The sequence below is a fragment of the Nocardia sp. CNS-044 genome (assembly GCF_059570515.1).
In genome coordinates this window covers 87,653-106,475 of the sequence record NZ_JCANSX010000005.1, presented here as the reverse complement: position 1 = coordinate 106,475, position 18,823 = coordinate 87,653, and the positions used below count along the sequence as shown (strand labels likewise).

Genomic DNA, 18,823 nt, shown 5'->3' with positions numbered 1-18,823 from the left:
CCTACGAATCGTTGCTTTCGTTGTGCGATCTTCCATCGCGCTTCATGGCCGATCGGAGCAGCAACGGCAGCTGCGTCGCGCGCTCGATGCCGAAAGTGCGCCGGGCCGACGCATGCCAGGACCGCTCGAACAGCCGCTTGGCGCCGGCCACCGCGTGCGGCGAGCGGGCCGCGATGCGTTCGGCCAGCTTCTCGGCGGCCTCCAGCGGGTCCGCGGTCACCTCGGTGACCAGGCCGATGCGCTCGGCGTAGGCGGCGTCGACCACGTCGGCGGTCATGGTCAGCAGCAGCGCTTTGTCGATGCCGATCAGCCTCGAAAGGGTCGCCGCGCCGGTCATGTCGGGGACCAGGCCGTGTTTGGCCTCCATCACCGAGAACTCGGCGTCGGGTGTGGCGAAGCGGACGTCGGCGGCCAGCGCGATCTGCAATCCGCCGCCGAAACAGCGACCGTGCACCGCGGCGATGACCGGAATTTCCAGCCGCCGCCATGCCCAACAGGCCTCTTGAAAAGTGTTGGTGCCGCGCCAAGGCAGGGGCACGAAGTTCAGCGCGGCCGCGAGCGGGTCCTTGGTCGCCTTGGCGACGTCCAGTCCGCTGCTGAAGCTGGGGCCGTTGCCGGACAGGATCACGGCGCGGACGCTCTCGCGCTTCGCGACCGTACGGGCGGCGTCGACCAAGTCCTCGAGCATCTCGATGGTCAGGCCGTTGTGCTTGTCCGGCCGGTTCAAGTTCACGTAGGCGCGGTCGCCGTCGAACCGTAGCGCGATGTGGGATCCCATGCCCGGATCTTACTCTCGAGTCAGTTCTTGTCCACGGGCTATTGCCCTGGTCGGAGGGGTCTGCTTCAATCGAATCAAGTTACCGTCAATGTTGACGGTAACTGGAGTCGAGCGGAGGAAGAATGCTGCCAGCCGGAATGGATCCGCGGACGCCGGTGCTCGTCGGCGTCGGGCAGGTCGTGCACAGGGCGGGGGAGCCGGGACTGCCCGGTCCGGTCGAGCTCGCCACCGAATCGCTGCGCCGCGCGGGCGCGGACAGCGGCGCCGGGGATCGGCTGCTGCGCGCCGCCGATCTGGTCGCGGCGGTCGCCCCGGTCAGCAAGCCGTACCCGGATCTGGGTGCGCTGGTCGCGGCCGAATTGGGCGCCGCGCCGAAGCGCACGATGCAGTCCGTGCGATTCGGCGGTGACGCACCGCAGCGGCTGCTGAACACGGTCGCGCAGGCCATCGCCGACGGACAGTCCGAGATTGCCCTGATCACCGGCGCCGAGTCCGTGGCCTCTTGGAACGCGGCCACTCGCGCGGGCGCCGCGCCCGGTTGGCCCGAGCAATCGGAGGATGTCGCGCCGAGCGAGGTGATCGGCTCGGACAAGGCGCCCAACTCCGAGATGGAGACCGCGGCCGGACTGTGGGGTCCGGTCTACTTCTACGCGCTGATGGAGACCGCGCTGCGCGGCAGGCTCGGACTGAGCGAGGACGCGCACCGCGAGCGGATCGGCGGACTGTGGTCGCGGTTGTCGGCGGTGGCCGCGGACAACCCCTACGCGTGGCTGCCCGCCGCGCAGTCGTCCGCCGATCTGGTGACGCCGTCGTCCGGCAACCGGATGGTGTCGACTCCTTACCCGAAACTGCTGGTCGCGAACTTGTCCGTGGATCTCGGCGCGGGACTGATCCTGTGCAGCGCGGCGGCCGCGGACGCGGCCGGAGTGCCGCGCGATCAGTGGGTCTTCCCGCACGGCGGCGCGACCGCGACGGACGAGTGGTTCGTCTCCGAACGCGCGGACATGAGCGTCTCGCCCGCGATCGCGGCGGCGGGCCGGTCCGCGCTCGGCGCGGCCGGCATCGGCATCGACGATGTCGCGCATGTCGACCTGTACTCCTGCTTCCCCGTCGCGGTGCAGGTCGCCGCGGAGGCGCTCGGTCTGCCGATCGACGATCCGGCGCGGCTACTCTCGGTCACCGGCGGCCTGACTTTCGCGGGCGGCCCGGGCAACAACTACGCCACGCACTCCATCGCCACCCTCGCCGCGCGGCTGCGCGAGGATCCCGGCTCGTACGGTCTGGCGACCGCGCTCGGTTGGTACATCACCAAGCACGGCATCGGCGTCTACTCGACGCGCCCGCCCGCCAACCTGTTTCGCGCGGCCGAGGCCACGGTGCCCGTCGAACGCCGCGCCACCGCGCCCGGTTACACCGGCCCGGTGACCGTCGAGGCCTACACCGTCGCCTACCGCAAGGGCCCCGCGCCGGAGCACGCCGACGAACCCGAGGCAGTGGTGATCAGCGCGCTGAATCCGGCTGGCGCACGCATACTTGTTCGGGTTTCCGACGCCGAGACCATCGCGGCGTTCACCGACGGCGACCCGATCGGCGCCAGCGCCCAGATCATCGCCGCCGACCAGCTCACCCTGCGCACCGAGAGGACCCTCCGATGACCGACCAGGTACTCGTCGAACGCCGCGACGCGATCACGCTGTTGACCGTCAACCGGCCCGAGGCACGCAACGCGATCGATCTGGCCACCGCGCAGGCCATCGAGGCGGCCGTCGACGACTTCGAGGCCGACTCCGACGCGCGCGTGCTCGTGCTGACCGGTGCGGGCGGAACCTTCAGCGCGGGAATGGATCTCGTCGCGGCGTCGAAGGGCGAGATGCCGATGACGCAGCGCCGCGGCCCGCTCGGCATCGCGGCGAAACCGCCCGCCAAGCCGATGATCTCGGCCGTCGAGGGTTTCGCGCTGGCGGGTGGCTTCGAGCTGGCGCTCGCGGGCGATCTGATCGTCGCGGCCCGGGACGCGCAGTTCGGAATCCCCGAGGTGAAGCGCGGTCTGGTCGCCGCGGGCGGCGGTGTCCTGCGGCTGACTCAGCGTCTGCCGCGCCCCATCGCGGCCGAGCTCGCGCTGACCGGCGGCCGCATCGGAGCCGAGCGGCTGTACCAGCTCGGGCTGGTCAACCGGGTCACCGAGCCGGGCGCCGCGCTGGCGAGCGCGCTGGAGCTCGCCGCCGAAATCGTCGCGGCCGCACCGCTTTCCGTCGCGGCGAGCAAGCGCATCATCGACGAGTCGCCGGACTGGACGGTGGCCGAGGGGTTCGCCAAGCAGGGCGAGATCGCGTTGCCCGCGCTGTTCTCCAAGGACGCCGCCGAGGGTGCGCTGGCGTTCGCGCAGAAGCGCGAACCGAAGTGGCAGGGGCGCTGACCCGATGACCGAACGCGTCCGGGAGACGCAGGCGCAGCGCCGCGCGCGGATGCGCACCCGGCTCCTGGACGCGGCGATCGAGAGCTTGGTCGAGGTCGGATACGCGGGCACCACGACGCTCGAAGTGCAGAACCGCGCGGGCGTTCCGCGCGGTACGTTGCAGCACCACTTCCCGACCAAGCCGGACCTGCTCGCGGGCGCCGTCGAACATCTGGCCGCGCGCCGTTTGGAGCAGCTGACAACCGAATTCGCGGCGATTCCTGAGGGCGTCGATCGGCTGGCGACCGCTGTCGAACTCACCATGCGCATGTTCAGCGGCGCGTCATTCCTTGCCGCACTGGAGATTTGGGTCGGCGCCCGCACCGACGCGGAACTGCGCGCCGCCTTCCTGCCGTTGGAACAGCGCCTCTTCGAGCTGATGCACACCAGCATCCGCGACATCTTCCGCGCCGAGTTCCCCGACGATCCCCGGGTGCCGACGATCACCGAGTTCACTATCGAGATCATGACCGGGCTGGCGATGCGTGCGCTGTTGACGGGAAATGTGGAGCGGAACCGAATTCTTCAGCAGCGGTGGGGGAATGCGGTGCGGGTGTTGTTGGGGACGGCTCCGGCGGACACGCTGCTGGAGGTTCGGTCGGTCTGAGTGGCGCCACCGGTCGCTCGCCTGCTCTGTTCCCAGGCGGCACTAGCTGATCGCGACGGCAGCGAGCGTGCGCGCTACTTGTCCAACTGATCGAGCAACAGCCGAGCGCACCCCTCGGGGTCGTCGAAATACGGCGAGTGCCCGCTGCCGGGCAGCGTGACGTGCCTGGCGTTGGGAAACTCCGCCCGCGCCCTGCGGTGCTGGGTGGCGTAGGTGAGGAGGATGTCGCGGTTGCCCCAGGCGATGGTGACGGGAATGTTTGCGAGCGCGCCGATTTCGGGCAGTCGGACGTCGGTGAAGGAGTCCAGCGCTTCGGCGAAACCGGTCGAGCGGACCGCCCCTTCGGCCGTGTCGATCGCGACCTGCGCGTCCACCGCCCACGGCTTGCCGAAGATCAGGGAAAGGAAGACGGTGCGGCCCGCTGCGTTGCCCAGGATCTTCGGCAGCACTGGACGCAAGGTACGCGCGAGCAGCACCGACTTGCCCAGCGACTGCTGGCACCACACCCGGCCCGCCGTGTCCCAGAACCCCGCCGGGGAGTAGGCCGTGACCGAGCGGGCCAGCCCGCGCGCGCCCAGTTTCAGGGCGATCAGTCCGCCCATCGAGTTGCCGCCGAGGTGCGGGCGCTCGATGCCCTGCTCGGTGAGCCAGTCGGCCAGCGCGTCGGTGAGTTCGTCGACGGATGTGTGCGGCAACGGATCCGAGTGCCCGAAGCCGGGCAGATCGACGGCGATCACGTCGAAGGACGCGGCAAGCGTTTCGATGATCGGCTCCCAGATCTGCCAGCGGCTGCCGACGCCGTGCACCAAGACCAGCGGTTCGCCCGTGCCGACCCGGTGATGATTCCACGCAGTCATGCTCGTCCTCGGTTATCTGTTGGCGATGTGCCAACAGTATCAGGGCATCCGCGTTCCCGCTGGCAGAGTGGTCGTTCGCGGGTACGATAAATGGTATGGCAACGCGTAAGGTCACCCTCTCGCTGGACGAGGCGGCCTGGTCGTTCGCGGAACAAGCGGCGGCCAGGGCGGGCATGTCGCCGTCGGCGTGGATCTCCAAAGCCGCGCGGCGGGAAGCGGTGCGCACGGGCGTCGGTCCGGTGACCGACGCGGCGGCGGAAGCCGCGGCCGACGAGGCGGAGCTGGCCGCCGCCGAGGAGGCGATGCGTGCGCAGGGGTGAACTGTGGAGCTATCACCCGCACGGTTCGCCTCGGCGCCGTACCGTCGTGCTCATCAGCAGCGACGGCATCAACGAATCTCCCCGGCAGTGGCTGATCGCCGCCGAACTGCTCGACCAGGATCCGCAGGACATCCTCGCGGTCCAAGTGCCTGGACGCGGCTGGGTCCACGCGGGCAACATCGGCCGCATCTACCGCGGCTGGCTCGCCGAGCGCATCGATGACATGGACGCCGAGGTGCTGGAACGGTTGGACACCGCGTTGCGCGCCGCGATGGACTTGTGACGCGGATGGCTCGGCGGGGGTACGGTCCCGGTGCGGGAACCGTTGAGAGCGAGGGCATTCGGGTGAGAAGAACGGTAATCGCGGTGGCGTGTGTCGTGCTACCGCTGCTAGCGGGTTGTGGGGACGAGGCGAGCACGGCGTCCACCACTGCCGCCACGTCGACCGAAAGTATCGTGTCTGTCACCTCCGCGGCGACCTCCACCGTCGCGCTGCCCGCCGGGGACTTGGGCCAAGCCGATATCGCGTCGGCGCTGGCGGGCAAGGGGCTTCCGCCGAAGCAATCCGAGTGCGTCGCGCGAATCTATGTGGAGGAGAAGATCTCTCAGGACGGGTTGCGCAGGATTCTCGGTGCGGATCTGAGCGGTCCGGTAGACCCGGTGCTGCTCGGGCTCAGTGCGGAAGACCGGACGCGGGTCGGTACGGCCACCCAGCGGATGGTGCAGGAGTGCATTTTCTGACGGGATCCCGCGCCGCGGCGAGCCGTCCGAAAGGGATGCGCAAGGGCGCGGAGTTCGCGCCGTGCCACCCCACGCGCGACGACAGATGAGCGGAATCGGCTTGCTGGCGAGCCAGTTCGCGCCCGGTGCAGCTCGACCGCTGGGCTCGCCGTGAACTGTCGCCCGTCGACGAGGATCCCGTGTCACCGAGGGCGGTCAGACAGCGATCGTCAGGTCGATCTCGGCGTGTGAACCTTCGACGAGATCCTCGGCGATCCGGACCGGCTTCTTCACCGGCAGCACGTACGTCCCGCGCTTCTTGTCCGGGAACAACGAGGTCGACCACGCGCTCGCGCCGATCCTGACATGCACGCGGACCGCACCGAAACCCCCGGACCGGTGCCCGTAGCGCTCCTCGATCTCGTCGGCGATCTCCTCGGGCAGCGACACGAAATGCCAGGAGCCCGCGCCGGAGTGCTCCCATACCCGCGCCGTGAAGGAATACCGCGAACCAGCCACGTGGCGACTCTAACGGCGCGGTCCGACACGGTCCGTCTCCAAACCACGTCAGCCCATGCGATCGCACAGATTCAAACCCTCGTCTCACCCCCGCCCCGGTGATGCACTGGGAACAGCCGGGTGCACCAGCAGCCGCGCCCGGCTACCCCACGAACTACCGGACACCACGGAGCGGCCATGACGACGGAGCGGATCGCGGAGCAGATCGAATTCGCCTAGCGGGTGCCCAATGTCAGCGGCGGCCTGGTCACCAGCGATATCGAACAGCCGCTGGAAATTCCAGCACATCGGCCGTGCCCTGCCGCACGAGACCGCGTCACCCCTGCACGGCGTCATCTGACAGGGAAATCACGAAAGAAAGGACACAGCGGTGACAGTGACCGTCGTCGTCGGCAACCCGAAACCAGCATCCCGCACCCTGGCCGCGGCAACCCTGGTGGCGCGCGGCCTGCGCCCCGATGCCGAACCCACCGTGTTCGACCTGGCTTCCTACGGCCCGGCCCTGCTCAGCTGGGGTGATCCGGCCGTGGCCGATGCCGTGCGGACCGTGGCCGAATCCGAGCTGGTGGTGTTCGCGAGCCCCACCTTCAAGGCCACCTACACCGGACTGCTCAAGCTGTTCCTCGAACAGTTCGACGGCGGAACGGGATTGGCGGGAGCGCTGGCCGTCCCGGTGATGCTCGGTGCGGGACCGGCGCACGCCCTCGCGCCGGACCTGCTGCTCAAGCCGGTGCTGGTCGAACTCGGCGCGACCGCCGCGTTGCCCGGTCTCTACCTCGCCGATCGGACCTTCGCCGAGGACGGCGTGATCGGTGCCTACGCCGAGCGCTGGGGGCCGGTTGTTCGAGCGTTGGGCCGTCCCGGTGCGGCGGAACCGGGCACGGACCGTTCCGGTGGGGGTGGTTCAGGGACGAGTTCTTCGGGTGCGGACTCAGCGGGCGCGAGCGTTGCGGGCGCGGACGCAGCGGGCGCTGCTGTTCCGGGCCGGTCCCCTTCGGACGCGGCTCCGGACGTGCACACGAGCAAGGCGGTGGAACATGCATGACCTCTTCGAAACTCCCGCCGACGGAACGGGTTTGCGTCGCGCGTTCGCGAACTTCCCGAGCGGTGTGGTCGCGGTCTGCGCCGAGGTCGACGGCACACCGCACGGCCTCGCCATCAGCACCTTCGTGCCCGTCTCCCTCGATCCGCCGCTGGTCTCCTTCTGCGTGCAGAACAGTTCCTCGACCTGGCCGCGCCTGTCCGCCGCGTCCCATCTCGGCCTGAGCCTGCTCGGCACGGATCAAACCGACGCCGCACGCGCGCTCGGCGCCCGCGACGGCGACCGCTTCCGCGCCAGCGAATTACACCGCGGCACCGGCGATGCCGTCTTCATCCGCGGCGCGTCCGCGTGGATCGAGGGCGTCCCCGAGGCGCAGGTTCCCGCGGGCGACCACCTCGTCGTCATCCTGCGTATCCACCGCCTGGCCACCCGCCACGACGTCGACCCCCTCGTCTTCCACGGCAGTCGCTTCCGCCGCCTGCACGCCGAGCCGAGCGCGATCACCGACGTGGCGAGCTGATCACCCCCGGCCCTACCCTGGGCCGGTGCCCCTAGTCGAGGTGACCTACGCCCCCCACGTCCCCGAGTCGACCCTGCACGCACTCGCCGAGCACCTCCCGCACCTGGTCTCGGTCGCTGTGGAGTGCCCCGAGGAGCCCTACGACGGCGACCTTCAACCCGGCGACGTCGAACTCCGCTTCCGCCCCCTCGGCCCCTACGACCGCAGCGGCCTCGACGCGGTCATCGAGATCCGCTCCAAGTACTTCGACTCCCGCGCCGCCACCCGCCAATCCCGCGTCGACGCCCTCCACCGCGCGATCACCGACCACACCCCACTCGCCGACTTCGGCATCTACCTCACCATGCCCATCGCCGCCTGGGCCCAGACGGAGTAGCCCCGGAAACGACGAAACCCGCTGCGGGGCAGCGGGTTTCGAATAGCTGAGCCGATGACGGGAATCGAACCCGCGCTGTCTGCTTGGGAAGCAGAAGTTCTACCATTGAACTACATCGGCGCGGTACCGAGGTACCACCCGAGACTGTAGCAGAAGCGGCGTTGCGGTGGGAAAAGTCGAGCTAGAAGGCCCTGACCTGCGCTGATGCTGCGGCAGCGAGACAGCCGACGCCCGCGAGCTGATCGGTGTCGCCCGTGCCGTTCGGTCGGATTCAGGGCGGTCGGTCTTCCCCAAATCTCGCGCTCCATCGCATCCGCCGAGCCAGCAAGTCGATCGTGCCGGTGGTTCAGTGGGCGAGAGCCGCCGCGGGATCGGTCCAGTTCCGGAGGACTTCCGTCAGGCCGTCGGCCGCCAGATCGTCGGTGGCCCAAGCGGGTAGCCGTCCGGGCGGATGAGGACGGCGGCGGGGGCTGGTGCGGTTCACACGGTTCTACTCGCTGCGAAGCCTGTGGCAGGTCACGCGTGCGGATGGTGGCGAGCGAGGCGGGGATCAGGACGCGCTTTCCAAGTCCGCCTTCAACCGCTGCAACGTGCGCCGGATGTTCCCGCGCTGGAACTCGGCGAACCCCGGCTTGCCGGTGGCGAGCTTGTCGAACCAGAGGGTCGGCAGGTCGGGCCAGCCGCGGCGGTCGTCGGTCCAGGTTTCGGTGATCATGGTTCCCTCGGGCACGGCCTCGAAGCGGTATTCCCAGCTGGCGATGGCGACCCGCAGGACCGGTTTGCGCAGGCCGTAGCGGCGGACCTTGAACGCGAAGCGGCTGCCGCGGTCGGCGGCGGTGACCTCGCAGCCGGTGGACCAGCGCACGCCGCGGCGGACGTTGGTACCGACGAAGCGCATGCCGACGCGCGCGGGCGCGCCTGGCTCGGCGACGACCGCGCCGGTGTTCTCCGGGCTCCAGCGGTGGATCTGGGTGACGTCGCTGACCCGGTCGTAAGCCGTCACCGGGTCGATCGCGACGACGATGCTGTCGGAGATCCGCTTTGTTCGTGGCACGGATCGACTGTAGCGGCGGCCCCCGAACGCAGCGTCAGGTAGCGGAACACGGCCAGGCAGAGCAGGATCCACAGCGCCCCGATGGTCCAACCCGCCAGCACGTCGGTGGGCCAGTGCACGCCCAGGTAGACGCGGGAAGCGCCGACGGCGGCGATGAACAGGACCGCGACCAGCGCCGCACCGACTCTGGCCGCCGCGTGCGCCAGCTTGGGGATGAGCACGATGGCCACGATCCCGACCACGACGAACGTGCCCGTGCTGTGGCCGGACGGATAGGACAGGCTGTTCTCCACCGCGAGGCGATCGGCGACCGGCGGGCGTTCCCGGCCGACGAGTCGCTTGGCGATCGCGACGATGAGCGCGGCCCCGAGCCCGGTCACGGCGATGAGTACGGCGCGCAACCGGTCGCGCTCGCGCAGCAGCGCCACGCAGACGATCACGGTCAGGATCGTCATGGACAAGGTGTCACCGCAGTTGCTGACCATCTGCGCGGTGGGCGTGAGCACCCCGTTGCGATTGTCGACGGCCCAGCCGGAGATCTCCGGGTCCATCGTCGCGAGCCCGCTGCTGTCGAGCACATTGCGGGTGAGCACGGTGATGAAAGCCGCGAGCAGCACACCGAGCGCGATGAGCGTCGGCACCGTTCTGCGGAGATTCGAGTTCACTGTTCCTAGGTTGCCCGCTCGCGCTGAGAATTAACTGAAGAACGGCGGCCGCTTCGCCCGCACCCGTGCCGTCGAAGGACCCGATTCGCCGAACGCTACGCTCGTGCCGTGCTGCTTTCCGATCGTGACCTCCGTGCGGAGATCGCCGCTGGGCGTCTCGGGGTCGAACCGTTGCTGGAGAGCCTGATCCAGCCGTCGAGTATCGACGTTCGCCTGGACCGGATGTTCCGCGTCTTCGACAACACCCGCTACACCCACATCGATCCCGCGCAGCGCCAAGACGAGCTGACCAGCCTGGTCGAGCCCGGTCCGGGCGAACCGTTCGTGCTGCACCCCGGCGAGTTCGTGCTCGGCTCCACGCTGGAGGTGTGCACGCTGCCGAACGACCTGGCCGGGCGGCTGGAGGGCAAGTCGAGTCTCGGCCGTTTGGGCCTGCTCACGCATTCGACGGCGGGCTTCATCGATCCCGGTTTCAGCGGCCACATCACGCTGGAACTGTCGAACGTCGCGAACCTGCCGATCACCCTGTGGCCGGGCATGAAGATCGGCCAGCTGTGCCTGCTCCGTTTGACCAGCCCCGCGGAGCACCCGTACGGCAGCGCGGTGGCCGGTTCCAAGTACCAAGGCCAGCGCGGGCCGACTCCTTCGCGCTCCTACCTGAACTTCCCGCTGCCGACCGAGGTGGTCGACGCCGCGGAATCGCGGTAGGCCGCGCACCCCGCGACCCACGACCGAATCCGCCCCGCCGACTGCCAACAAAGGGGGCGGATTCGGCCGCCGATCGGCGGCGAGGACCGACGACGCATTCAGTCCCCGCCGCCCGCTCCCACCGCCAGCGCCGTCGTGACGACGGCGGACAGCGGCGGAAGCGTGTCGCCGCGGCTCGGCGGGTTCACCCAGAAGCACCCTTCCCGGGTGAAGCGTCCGAGCCCCGTCGGCAACATCACCGCACTGCCGATGGCAGGTATCCCGATATCCAGACGGTTCAGCACCTCCAGCACCTGCGCGCCGGGACGGCTGTCCGGCTCGGCAAGGAAGCTCCAACGGATCTGCCTGGCCAGCATGGGACCCCTCGTCCCCTGCTGTTCCAGTGCCGCCCTGACCTTTTCGGCCCGGACGGTCGGCAGATGAACGACGCAGACTCGGCCGCTGATGGGCAGCATCACGAAACCGCCACGCTCGGTCACCGGTAGCCCGTACTCGTGCCGGTAGAAGGCCACCCAATCCTCGACTGTCCTGAGTTTGTCCACGTTCACGGCCAACTCCTTGCCTCCTGCTACCAGGGTCGGGCCATCGACCGCGACTCGGCATCGCCCCCATGCCCGCCTTCTACTGCCAATCCGCTGCCCTTGACCGGAAGGACCTCGCCGACCTGAGCCGCCAAAACCCGCAGCGCCCATAGCAACTAGGAATTATGTGTGGCAGTCGCCACTCGGCCCTCGTACCCTGGATGAAAGTTCGTGCGGAAGGGATGACATCGTGGTCCGGCACTGGTCAGGTAGAGAGACCCGCGCCCTTCGCGATGCCAAGCGGATGAGTATCCGGGAATTCGCGGCGCATCTCGGTGTCCACGAACGCCTGGTGTCCAAGTGGGAGGCGGGGGGCGACCGAGTCCATCCGCGTCCCGTCAACCAAGCCGCGCTCGATACATCCCTTGCCAGGTCCGACGAGGTTGTGCGGGCACGGTTTGCGGCGCTGACCGGCGAATCGCCGGTCGATGGATCTGCCGCCGGATTCGACGTGCGTTCCGCAGCGGGGGCGCGTGCGAGTTATTCGAGCGACGCGGACCTTCTTGCTCTCATAGACGCCGGTGCGATGAGAGGTGATGCGTTAGCAGCTATTTCGGAGAGGGATCTGATCATGGCGGCTGCCCACGAGGCCAGCGAACACGCAGGCCGGGCCGAGAGCACCAATGTGGGTGCGTCCACGTTGGAACAGCTCGACGCCGATGTCACGCGCATCGCGAACGAATACGTGCACATCCCGCCGGTTCCGATGATGGTGGAGATGCTTCGGGTCCGGCGCCGGGTGTATCGACTGCTCGAGGGTCATCAGCGCCCGGCCGACACCAGCCACCTGTATCTGCTCGCGGGCACGCTGTCCGGCCTGCTCGCGAACGCGAGCACCGACCTCGGCTACTACGACGCGGCGGGCGAGCAGGCCAGGGCGGCATGGGCTTACGCCGAGCTATGCGGGCACAACGGGCTGCGCGCCTGGACGCGCGGCATGCACGCGCTCATCGAGTACTGGTCGGAGCGTCCGCGCCGGGCCGTGCTGCTCGCGCAGAGCGGGCAGGACTTCGCCGATTCGGCGACCGCCAAGGTCCGGCTGCTCAACATCGAGGCCAGGATCTGGTCCAAGATCGGCAGCGCCGCCGACACCGACCGCTGCATCCGCGCCGCCGACGAGGCGCGCGAGCAGGCCGCCAGCGACGACCTGCACGACGGGGTCGGCGGCGTCTTCGGTTTCCCCGACGCCAAGGCCCAGTACTACGCGGGCGCCACCTATATCCATCTCGGCCAGGCCGAGCCCGCGCTCACCGCGACCGAGCGCGCCATCGACCTCTACTCGAACGGTCCGTCGGAGAAGCGCTCCTATGGCGCCGAGGCGCTCGCCCGGGTGGACTGCGCGGCCGCGCATCTGATCAACGGCAGCCTGGACGGCGCCGCCGAGGCCCTGCACCCGGTGCTCGGACTGGCCGAGGACAAGCGCATCGCCCAGCTCGAGGAGCGGCTGACCGGAGTGCGAAGACGGATCGCCCAGCCCGCGTTCCGCGACGCCGTCGAGGCCCGTTTCCTGGACGAACGCATCGAGGAGTTCTGCGGCTCGACCGCGGCCAAGGGCATCCCGCCCGGTAATTCCGCACCTTGACGCACTGTCGAATGCCCTTGCGAGGGGATGGCACCATGGGAAGGTGAGCCCGAGTCATCTCCCCCACCATCCGCCGCGCGTTCTCGAGCAGTCCACGAAGCTGCAGAACGTCGTCTACGAAATCCGTGGACCGGTACACGCGCACGCGGCACGGCTGGAGGCGGAGGGCCACCGCATTCTCAAGCTGAACATCGGCAATCCGGCGCCGTTCGGTTTCGAGGCGCCCGATGTGATCATGCGCGACATCATCGCCGCGCTGCCCTACGCCCAGGGTTACTCGGAATCCAAGGGCATCCTGTCGGCTCGGCGCGCCATCGTGACCCGCTACGAGCTGGTGCCCGGCTTCCCCGAACTGGACGTGGACGGCGTCTACCTGGGCAACGGCGTCTCCGAACTGATCACCATCACCATGCAGGCGCTGCTGAACAACGGCGACGAGGTGCTGATCCCGGCGCCGGACTACCCGCTGTGGACGGCGATGACGAGCCTGGCGGGCGGCACCCCGGTGCACTACCTGTGCGACGAGTCCAACGGCTGGCAGCCCGACGTCGCCGACATCGAGTCGAAGATCACCGACAAGACCAAGGCGCTGCTGGTGATCAATCCGAACAACCCGACCGGCGCGGTCTACTCGGCCGAGGTGCTCCAGCAGCTGGTCGACCTGGCGCGCAAGCACCAGCTGCTGCTGCTCGCCGACGAGATCTACGACAAGATCCTCTACGACGACGCCAAGCACATCTCGCTGGCCAGCCTCGCGCCCGACCTGCTGTGCCTGACCTTCAACGGCCTGTCCAAGGCCTACCGGGTCGCCGGATACCGCTCGGGTTGGCTGGCCATCACCGGTCCGAAGGATCACGCCGCGGGCTTCCTGGAGGGCATCGACCTGCTCGCCTCCTCCCGTTTGTGCCCGAATGTGCCCGCGCAGCACGCGATTCAAGTCGCGCTCGGCGGGCACCAGAGCATCGAGGACCTGATTCTGCCCGGCGGGCGGCTGCTCGAACAGCGCGACGTCGCGTGGGAGCGGTTGAACATGATCCCGGGTGTGTCGTGCGTCAAGCCGAAGGGCGCGCTCTACGCGTTCCCGCGGCTGGATCCGAATGTGTACGACATCCACGACGATTCGAAGCTGGTCCTGGATCTGTTGCTCCAGGAGAAGATCTTGATGGTGCAGGGCACCGGCTTCAATTGGCCGAACCACGATCATCTGCGGATTGTCACGCTGCCGTGGGCGCGCGACCTCGCGGTCGCGATCGAGCGATTCGGCAACTTCTTGGCGAGCTATCGACAGTGATCTGCGTCGCGGGCCTTTAGGGCCGAATCGCCCCGCTTCTGGGCCGGAAACATACCGAATGTATGGATAGAAGCGAGTTTTGAAGACCCGCTAGCGCAAAAGAGCAACTTTTGTGTACAGTGGCTCTTGGCACTTCGAGTGCCCGGTCGGGTTGCCTACCCCCCCTGGGCAACCTGGCCTCGGGTTCGGCCGCCTACCCCCCTGGGCCGCCGGCCTGCGGGCGGCGGAGACATCCCCCTGCTCTCCGCCGCCCCGTCCCGCAATTCCGCCTCTCCGCGTATAAGGCCAGACTCAGGTGCGTGGTGGTTTGCGTTGGCGGCTGGCGGTAGGTGGGTGGTCGAGTTGGCCCGTACCCGGTGAGTTACCCGGATCTCGCGAGATCAGTTATCGCGTGTCGATGTTCTGGTTGTGTCCCGGTGGTGCTGGGCAGGCAACCTGATCTTGAAAATGACATCCTTTAAGCTCGGCACGCGCAGCTGCCTCGGGGAAGCAAGCTCTTGCCGTCCGGCACGAGTGTCCGGGGCCACGACGGACAGGTAGGAACCCGGTGAGCGACCACCATCATCACCACCACCACGATCACTCCGGCCCGATCGCGATCGGCGACACCGCCGCGCGCGTCGTGGTCGGGCTGCTCGCCGTCATCGGCGTGATCACTGTCATCGCCACGATCTGGCTGTGGCCGAGCCGTCAGCACGTCGAGATTCCGCTGCCGATGCAGAACGCGGGCGGCGGCGCGGTGGTGACCGAGGCGGGCACGGTCATCGCGCAGGACGTCGGGCCGTGCGGCAGCCCGTCCATCGGCAAGGTGTTCGCCGACAAGCCCGAGCCGCCGCGCACCAACGCCTACACCTGCCAGCGCAGCCTTATCACCATCGACTCCGGTCCGCACGAGGGCAACAAGACGCTGCTCGAAATCGCGCCGGGCCCAGGGCAACCCGATCTGCGCGCCGGTGACGAGATCCGGTTGGTCCGGCAGACCGATCCGAACGGCACCCCGCTGTACTCCTTCGAGGACTACTCGCGCGGGCTGCCGCTGACGCTGATCGCGCTCGCGTTCGTGGTGGTGATCATCGTGGTGGCGCGCTGGCGCGGTGTGCGCGCGCTGATCGGTCTGGGGTTCGCTTTCGCGGTGCTGGTCATGTTCCTGCTGCCCGCGCTGTTGGACGGCAAGCCCGCGATTCCGGTCGCGTTGACGGCCGGGTCGCTGATTCTCTACGCCGTGCTGTATCTCGCGCACGGCGTCAACCTGCGCACCAGTTCCGCGCTGCTCGGCACGCTCTCGGCGATGCTGCTCGCCGCGGGGCTGTCCTGGCTTGTGATCGAGATGACCCATCTCACCGGTCTGTCCGAGGAGCAGAACACCAACGTCGCCACCTATATCGAGCACGTCAGCATCACGGGCCTGCTGCTCGCGGGCTTCATCATCGGCTCGCTCGGTGTGCTCAACGACGTCACCATCACCCAGGCCTCGGCCGCCTTCGAGTTGGCCGCCCTGGACGAATCCGCTTCGCGTCGGGAGGTTTTCGCCGCCGCCATGCGGGTCGGCCGAGACCACATCGCCAGCACCGTCTACACCCTCGTGCTCGCCTACGCCGGTGGTGCGCTGCCGCTGCTGTTGCTGTTCAGCGTCGCGGGCCGCTCGATCCGCGACGTGCTCGCCGGCGACGCGGTCGCCATCGAGATCGCGCGATCCTCGGTCGGTGGTATCGCGCTGGCCCTTTCGGTGCCGCTGACCACCGGTATCGCGGCGCTGCTCGCGCGGCCGTTCGGGCACAAGAAGGTGACCGCGCCCGCGCCTCGGCACGGGCGGCACTCGCGGGGGTGAGGGCTGGCGCTGTTCAGCCCGGCGGGGGCGGTGGGGGCGGGAAGGGGAAGACCTCGGGCGGGATGGTCGGCACCACGATCGGCGGGAGGCCGGGGACGACGAAGGTGTTCGGACCCTGGGTGGGCGGCGGGGTCGTGGTCGTCTGACGGCGCGGGGGCGGGGCGGCGACCGATTCCTCGGTCTCCGTCGTGGTGGCCGGTGCGACCGCGATCTGTGGATCGAGGGTGGTGGTGCGCGGCACGCCGCTCGGCGAGACCGACGTCGAGCCCTCGCTGCTCCGCGAATCCCGTTCCAGCACTTGGGGTCCGTAGCCCAGGCCCAGTCCGATCGCGGCGACGACGGCCAACGCGCTGACGGTCAGCACGGCGCCGTTCAATTCGCGCTTCTCGTGGCGGCGCGGGTTGGCGGCGAGCCAGTCCTCGGCGAGACCGTCGATATCGTCGACGTCGTCCGGCTGCGGTCTACCCTTCGGGCGCTTCGGGCGGCGCTTGGGCGGCGCGGACAGCCAGGCCGGTGAGAGATCCTCGTCGTGGTAGCCGCCCGTGGGCGCCTGGCTCGGGGCGGGACTCGGCGCACCGACCGGGGCCGCGGGCCGGACCGGTCTCGCGAGCAGCGCCGCACCGCGCGCGACCACCGTCTCCGGGCTCTCCGGCACGATGACCGGCACGCCCATCCAACGCTCGAGCACCTTGCCGATCAGCGGAATCCTGGCGCAACCGCCGATCGCGAGCACACCGTGCACCGGACGATCGGAACGCACGATCACATCCCGCGCCATCCGCGCCGACGACTCGATGGCCAGCATGATCAGCGATTCGAAGTTCTCCTGCGCGAGCAGCACCAGTCCCTGCTCGCTGGGCAGCGCGACCGCGGTATTGCTGGACAGCTGTTCCTTGGCCTCCCGGCACAGCGCGTCCAGCGCGGCGAGGCCCGCCGGGTCCTGCGGGTGCGCGATGCGGCCCGAGGCGATCTGCTGTTCGCGGATCAGCGAATCCAGGTAGTCGCCGCTGATGTCGCTGGTGCGCTCGCTGTGCCTGACCTCCCTGGTCTGGGTGTCGACCACGCTCACCGAGAGTCCGGTGCTACCGAGGTCGTAGACCACCAACGACGAGATGCCGCGGATATCGCCGGTGGCCTGGGCGAATTCGAGCGCGGCGAAGACCTCGGGCACCAGCTCGTAGTTGGTGATCTGCTGGCGCGCCATGGCGGCGCGGACCGCCCTGGCCTGCTGTTCGCTGCGATAGGCGAACGCGGTCGCGCCGATCTGGTGGGTCGCCAGCGTGACGCCGACCGCCTCCGCGGCGAGTTCTTCCGCGTGGTGCTGGGTCACCGGGATGGTCTGCAGGTCGAAGGCGTCGGGAGTGACGTGCCCGGGGGGATTACCGGCGTGCGGTCGCGCCATACGGACAGCGCCGGCCCCCACCGAAACCCCCAGTACCGAACTCATCAGCTGCCCATCTCGTTTCACGCTTCACGACAAAGCGAGCCCGCGTCGCCAAGGACGCGACCCGCTCCCGGGACCCTACCGGCGGCGCTCAGTCGCACACGAGGCAGGCAGGATCGGGAAATCCGGCGCGGCCTCGCCAGGCAACTCTACGGTGTGCCGAGTCCGGCGTACACCCATCCCGCCTCTCTCCAGGTGGCACGATTGAGACAGTTGCGACCGTCGATGATCGACCTGCCGCGCACCACCCGATCCAGATCTCGCGGACGCAGCGCCGTGAACTCGTCCCACTCGGTGAGCACGAGCACCACGTCGGCGCGGTCGCACGCCTCGGCCACCGAGGTCGCGTAGTTCAGGGTGGGGAAGACCCGGCGCGAATTCTCCAGTGCCTTAGGGTCGTACACCGTCACCACCGCGCCGTGCAGTTGGATCATGCCCGCGACGTTCAGCGCGGGGGAGTCGCGCACGTCGTCGGATTCCGGTTTGAAGGCCGCGCCGAGCACCGCGACGTTCGCGCCGAGCAGCGAACCGCCGCAAGCCTTCGCGGCCATGTCCACCACTTTGGTGCGACGGCGCATGTTGATGTTGTCGACCTCGCGCAGGAAGGCGACCGCGTGGTCCGCGCCGAGTTCGCCGGAGCGCGCCATGAAGGCTCGAATGTCCTTGGGCAGACAGCCGCCACCGAAACCCAAGCCCGCGTTGAGAAATCGGCGACCGATGCGCGCGTCGTAGCCGAGCGCGTCGGCGAGCACGGTGACGTCGGCGCCGGTCGCCTCGCAGACTTCCGAGACAGCATTGATGAACGAGATCTTCGTCGCCAGAAAGGCATTCGCGGAGACCTTCACCAATTCCGCGGTGGCCGAATCGGTCAGCAGGAAGGGGACCTCGGCCGCGATGAGATCGGCGTAGATCTCGCGCACCAGGTCCTCGACCCAGGCGGCGTTGTCCCTGGCGCGGTCGACGCCGAGCACTAGGCGGTCGGGGCGCAGCGTGTCCTGCACCGCGAAACCCTCACGCAGGAACTCCGGATTCCACGCCACTTCGACGTCGGTGCTCGCCAGCTCCCGGGCGCGCGCGCCGAGCGCGGCGGCCGTGCCCACCGGAACGGTCGACTTGCCGATCAGCACCGAGGGCCGCTCCAGCAGCGGGGCGAGCGTATCGACCACGGCGTGCACGTATTTCAGGTCGGCGGCGTACTCGCCCTTCTTCTGCGGCGTGCCGACGCCGAGGAAGTGCACGTCGGCGTGCGCGGCCGCCTCCGGATAGGACGTGGTGAACCTGAGTCTGCCCGCGTCGAGATTCCGGCGCAGCACCTCCTCGAGGCCGGGTTCGTAGAACGGCACCACGCCGTCGGACAGCTTCGCCACCTTGCCCGGATCGACGTCCACCCCGATCACGTCGTGCCCGAGTTCGGCCATGCAGGCGGCGTGCGTGGCCCCCAGGTACCCGGTTCCGAAGACTGTGCATCGCATGATT

20 protein-coding genes, 1 tRNA gene and 1 pseudogene are annotated in these 18,823 nt (G+C 68.8%); 13 read left to right on the top strand and 9 right to left on the bottom strand.

The features are described from left to right. Nucleotide 1: 1 nt before the first annotated feature. Nucleotides 2-778: a crotonase/enoyl-CoA hydratase family protein gene (locus T333_RS01575; RefSeq protein ID WP_357252971.1), complete on the bottom strand. Its 777-nt coding sequence runs from the start codon at nt 776-778 to the stop codon at nt 2-4. 122 nt (nt 779-900) lie between these two features. On the opposite strand from T333_RS01575, the gene T333_RS01570 reads away from it, so the two are divergent. From T333_RS01570 to T333_RS01560, 3 genes are read left to right on the top strand one after another with little or no spacing between them, the layout of a single operon-like run. Continuing rightward, the gene (locus tag T333_RS01570) at nt 901-2,433 is read left to right on the top strand and encodes an acetyl-CoA acetyltransferase (protein ID WP_496423483.1); all 1,533 of its coding nucleotides are present in this window, start codon (nt 901-903) and stop codon (nt 2,431-2,433) included. Further along, on the top strand, nt 2,430-3,194 hold the full coding sequence (locus tag T333_RS01565; RefSeq protein WP_354998549.1) for a crotonase/enoyl-CoA hydratase family protein: 765 nt from the start codon (nt 2,430-2,432) through the stop codon (nt 3,192-3,194). Before T333_RS01570 ends, T333_RS01565 begins: the two co-directional genes overlap by 4 nt. 4 nt (nt 3,195-3,198) lie before the next feature. After that, nucleotides 3,199-3,840, top strand: coding sequence for a TetR/AcrR family transcriptional regulator (locus T333_RS01560; RefSeq protein ID WP_496423482.1), 642 nt, complete (start codon nt 3,199-3,201; stop codon nt 3,838-3,840). 74 nt (nt 3,841-3,914) lie between these two features. Here the strand turns inward: T333_RS01560 and T333_RS01555 are convergent, their stop codons facing one another. Beyond that, nucleotides 3,915-4,697, bottom strand: a complete 783-nt coding sequence (locus T333_RS01555; protein WP_496423481.1) for an alpha/beta fold hydrolase — start codon at nt 4,695-4,697, stop codon at nt 3,915-3,917. Between the two features lie 95 nt (nt 4,698-4,792). Between T333_RS01555 and T333_RS01550 the strand changes: the two genes are divergently transcribed. From T333_RS01550 to T333_RS01540, 3 genes are all read left to right on the top strand, one after another. Continuing rightward, nucleotides 4,793-5,017 (top strand): hypothetical protein, encoded by a 225-nt coding sequence (locus T333_RS01550; RefSeq protein WP_354998552.1) that lies wholly within the window; start codon nt 4,793-4,795, stop codon nt 5,015-5,017. After that, on the top strand, nt 5,004-5,300 hold the full coding sequence (locus tag T333_RS01545; RefSeq protein ID WP_354998553.1) for a hypothetical protein: 297 nt from the start codon (nt 5,004-5,006) through the stop codon (nt 5,298-5,300). The genes T333_RS01550 and T333_RS01545 overlap by 14 nt, the downstream gene beginning before the upstream one ends. Before the next feature lie 173 nt (nt 5,301-5,473). Beyond that, on the top strand, nt 5,474-5,758 hold the full coding sequence (locus T333_RS01540; protein WP_496423480.1) for a hypothetical protein: 285 nt from the start codon (nt 5,474-5,476) through the stop codon (nt 5,756-5,758). Between the two features lie 195 nt (nt 5,759-5,953). Here the strand turns inward: T333_RS01540 and T333_RS01535 are convergent, their stop codons facing one another. Then, nucleotides 5,954-6,256, bottom strand: coding sequence for a DUF1905 domain-containing protein (locus T333_RS01535; protein WP_357252989.1), 303 nt, complete (start codon nt 6,254-6,256; stop codon nt 5,954-5,956). A gap of 370 nt (nt 6,257-6,626) precedes the next feature. Between T333_RS01535 and T333_RS01530 the strand changes: the two are divergent. The 3 genes and pseudogenes from T333_RS01530 to T333_RS01520 form a co-directional block, all read left to right on the top strand. After that, nucleotides 6,627-7,127: pseudogene (locus T333_RS01530) on the top strand (NADPH-dependent FMN reductase); the annotation flags it as partial. Nucleotides 7,128-7,293: 166 nt separating this feature from the next. Further along, nucleotides 7,294-7,818, top strand: a complete 525-nt coding sequence (locus T333_RS01525; protein ID WP_496423479.1) for a flavin reductase family protein — start codon at nt 7,294-7,296, stop codon at nt 7,816-7,818. Between the two features lie 25 nt (nt 7,819-7,843). Next, complete coding sequence (locus T333_RS01520; RefSeq protein WP_354998557.1) at nt 7,844-8,194, top strand: hypothetical protein; 351 nt, start codon at nt 7,844-7,846, stop codon at nt 8,192-8,194. Nucleotides 8,195-8,243: 49 nt separating this feature from the next. On the opposite strand, the gene T333_RS01515 is transcribed toward T333_RS01520, so the two are convergent. The 3 genes from T333_RS01515 to T333_RS01505 all read right to left on the bottom strand — a co-directional run bounded on the left by T333_RS01515 (nt 8,244) and on the right by T333_RS01505 (nt 9,913). Beyond that, a tRNA-Gly gene (locus T333_RS01515) sits at nt 8,244-8,314 on the bottom strand. Between the two features lie 430 nt (nt 8,315-8,744). Continuing rightward, nucleotides 8,745-9,248: an SRPBCC family protein gene (locus T333_RS01510; protein WP_496423478.1), complete on the bottom strand. Its 504-nt coding sequence runs from the start codon at nt 9,246-9,248 to the stop codon at nt 8,745-8,747. Continuing rightward, nucleotides 9,194-9,913 (bottom strand): phosphatase PAP2 family protein, encoded by a 720-nt coding sequence (locus T333_RS01505; RefSeq protein ID WP_354998559.1) that lies wholly within the window; start codon nt 9,911-9,913, stop codon nt 9,194-9,196. Before T333_RS01505 ends, T333_RS01510 begins: the two co-directional genes overlap by 55 nt. Before the next feature lie 108 nt (nt 9,914-10,021). On the opposite strand from T333_RS01505, the gene dcd reads away from it, so the two are divergent. Continuing rightward, nucleotides 10,022-10,621, top strand: a complete 600-nt coding sequence (gene dcd / locus T333_RS01500; RefSeq protein WP_354998560.1) for a dCTP deaminase — start codon at nt 10,022-10,024, stop codon at nt 10,619-10,621. Between the two features lie 98 nt (nt 10,622-10,719). On the opposite strand, the gene T333_RS01495 is transcribed toward dcd, so the two are convergent. Next, the gene (locus T333_RS01495) at nt 10,720-11,169 is read right to left on the bottom strand and encodes a hypothetical protein (protein WP_354998561.1); all 450 of its coding nucleotides are present in this window, start codon (nt 11,167-11,169) and stop codon (nt 10,720-10,722) included. A gap of 277 nt (nt 11,170-11,446) precedes the next feature. Between T333_RS01495 and T333_RS01490 the strand changes: the two genes are divergently transcribed. From T333_RS01490 to T333_RS01480, 3 genes are all read left to right on the top strand, one after another. Further along, complete coding sequence (locus tag T333_RS01490) at nt 11,447-12,784, top strand: helix-turn-helix domain-containing protein (protein WP_496423477.1); 1,338 nt, start codon at nt 11,447-11,449, stop codon at nt 12,782-12,784. A gap of 43 nt (nt 12,785-12,827) precedes the next feature. After that, nucleotides 12,828-14,075, top strand: coding sequence for a pyridoxal phosphate-dependent aminotransferase (locus T333_RS01485; protein ID WP_354998563.1), 1,248 nt, complete (start codon nt 12,828-12,830; stop codon nt 14,073-14,075). Between the two features lie 547 nt (nt 14,076-14,622). Continuing rightward, entirely contained in the window at nt 14,623-15,903 is a 1,281-nt protein-coding gene (locus tag T333_RS01480) for a YibE/F family protein (protein WP_354998564.1), read from the top strand. 13 nt (nt 15,904-15,916) lie between these two features. Here T333_RS01480 and T333_RS01475 read toward each other — a convergent pair whose 3' ends face one another. After that, a complete protein-coding gene (locus T333_RS01475) occupies nt 15,917-17,350 on the bottom strand; it encodes a DUF7159 family protein (protein WP_357253011.1) in 1,434 nt (477 codons plus the stop codon). Nucleotides 17,351-17,496: 146 nt separating this feature from the next. Next, nucleotides 17,497-18,819, bottom strand: a complete 1,323-nt coding sequence (locus T333_RS01470) for a UDP-glucose dehydrogenase family protein (RefSeq protein ID WP_357253014.1) — start codon at nt 18,817-18,819, stop codon at nt 17,497-17,499. Nucleotides 18,820-18,823 lie beyond the last annotated feature (4 nt).

Excerpts from the sequence above, each read along its gene's own strand:
- T333_RS01575 (WP_357252971.1), bottom strand. The coding sequence starts at position 778 with ATGGGATCCCACATCGCGCTACGGTTCGACGGCGACCGCGCCTACGTG.
- T333_RS01570 (WP_496423483.1), top strand. The coding sequence starts at position 901 with ATGCTGCCAGCCGGAATGGATCCGCGGACGCCGGTGCTCGTCGGCGTC.
- T333_RS01565 (WP_354998549.1), top strand. The coding sequence starts at position 2,430 with ATGACCGACCAGGTACTCGTCGAACGCCGCGACGCGATCACGCTGTTG.
- T333_RS01560 (WP_496423482.1), top strand. The coding sequence starts at position 3,199 with ATGACCGAACGCGTCCGGGAGACGCAGGCGCAGCGCCGCGCGCGGATG.
- T333_RS01555 (WP_496423481.1), bottom strand. The coding sequence starts at position 4,697 with ATGACTGCGTGGAATCATCACCGGGTCGGCACGGGCGAACCGCTGGTC.
- T333_RS01550 (WP_354998552.1), top strand. The coding sequence starts at position 4,793 with ATGGCAACGCGTAAGGTCACCCTCTCGCTGGACGAGGCGGCCTGGTCG.
- T333_RS01525 (WP_496423479.1), top strand. The coding sequence starts at position 7,294 with ATGCATGACCTCTTCGAAACTCCCGCCGACGGAACGGGTTTGCGTCGC.
- T333_RS01490 (WP_496423477.1), top strand. The coding sequence starts at position 11,447 with ATGAGTATCCGGGAATTCGCGGCGCATCTCGGTGTCCACGAACGCCTG.
- T333_RS01475 (WP_357253011.1), bottom strand. The coding sequence starts at position 17,350 with ATGAGTTCGGTACTGGGGGTTTCGGTGGGGGCCGGCGCTGTCCGTATG.
- T333_RS01470 (WP_357253014.1), bottom strand. The coding sequence starts at position 18,819 with ATGCGATGCACAGTCTTCGGAACCGGGTACCTGGGGGCCACGCACGCC.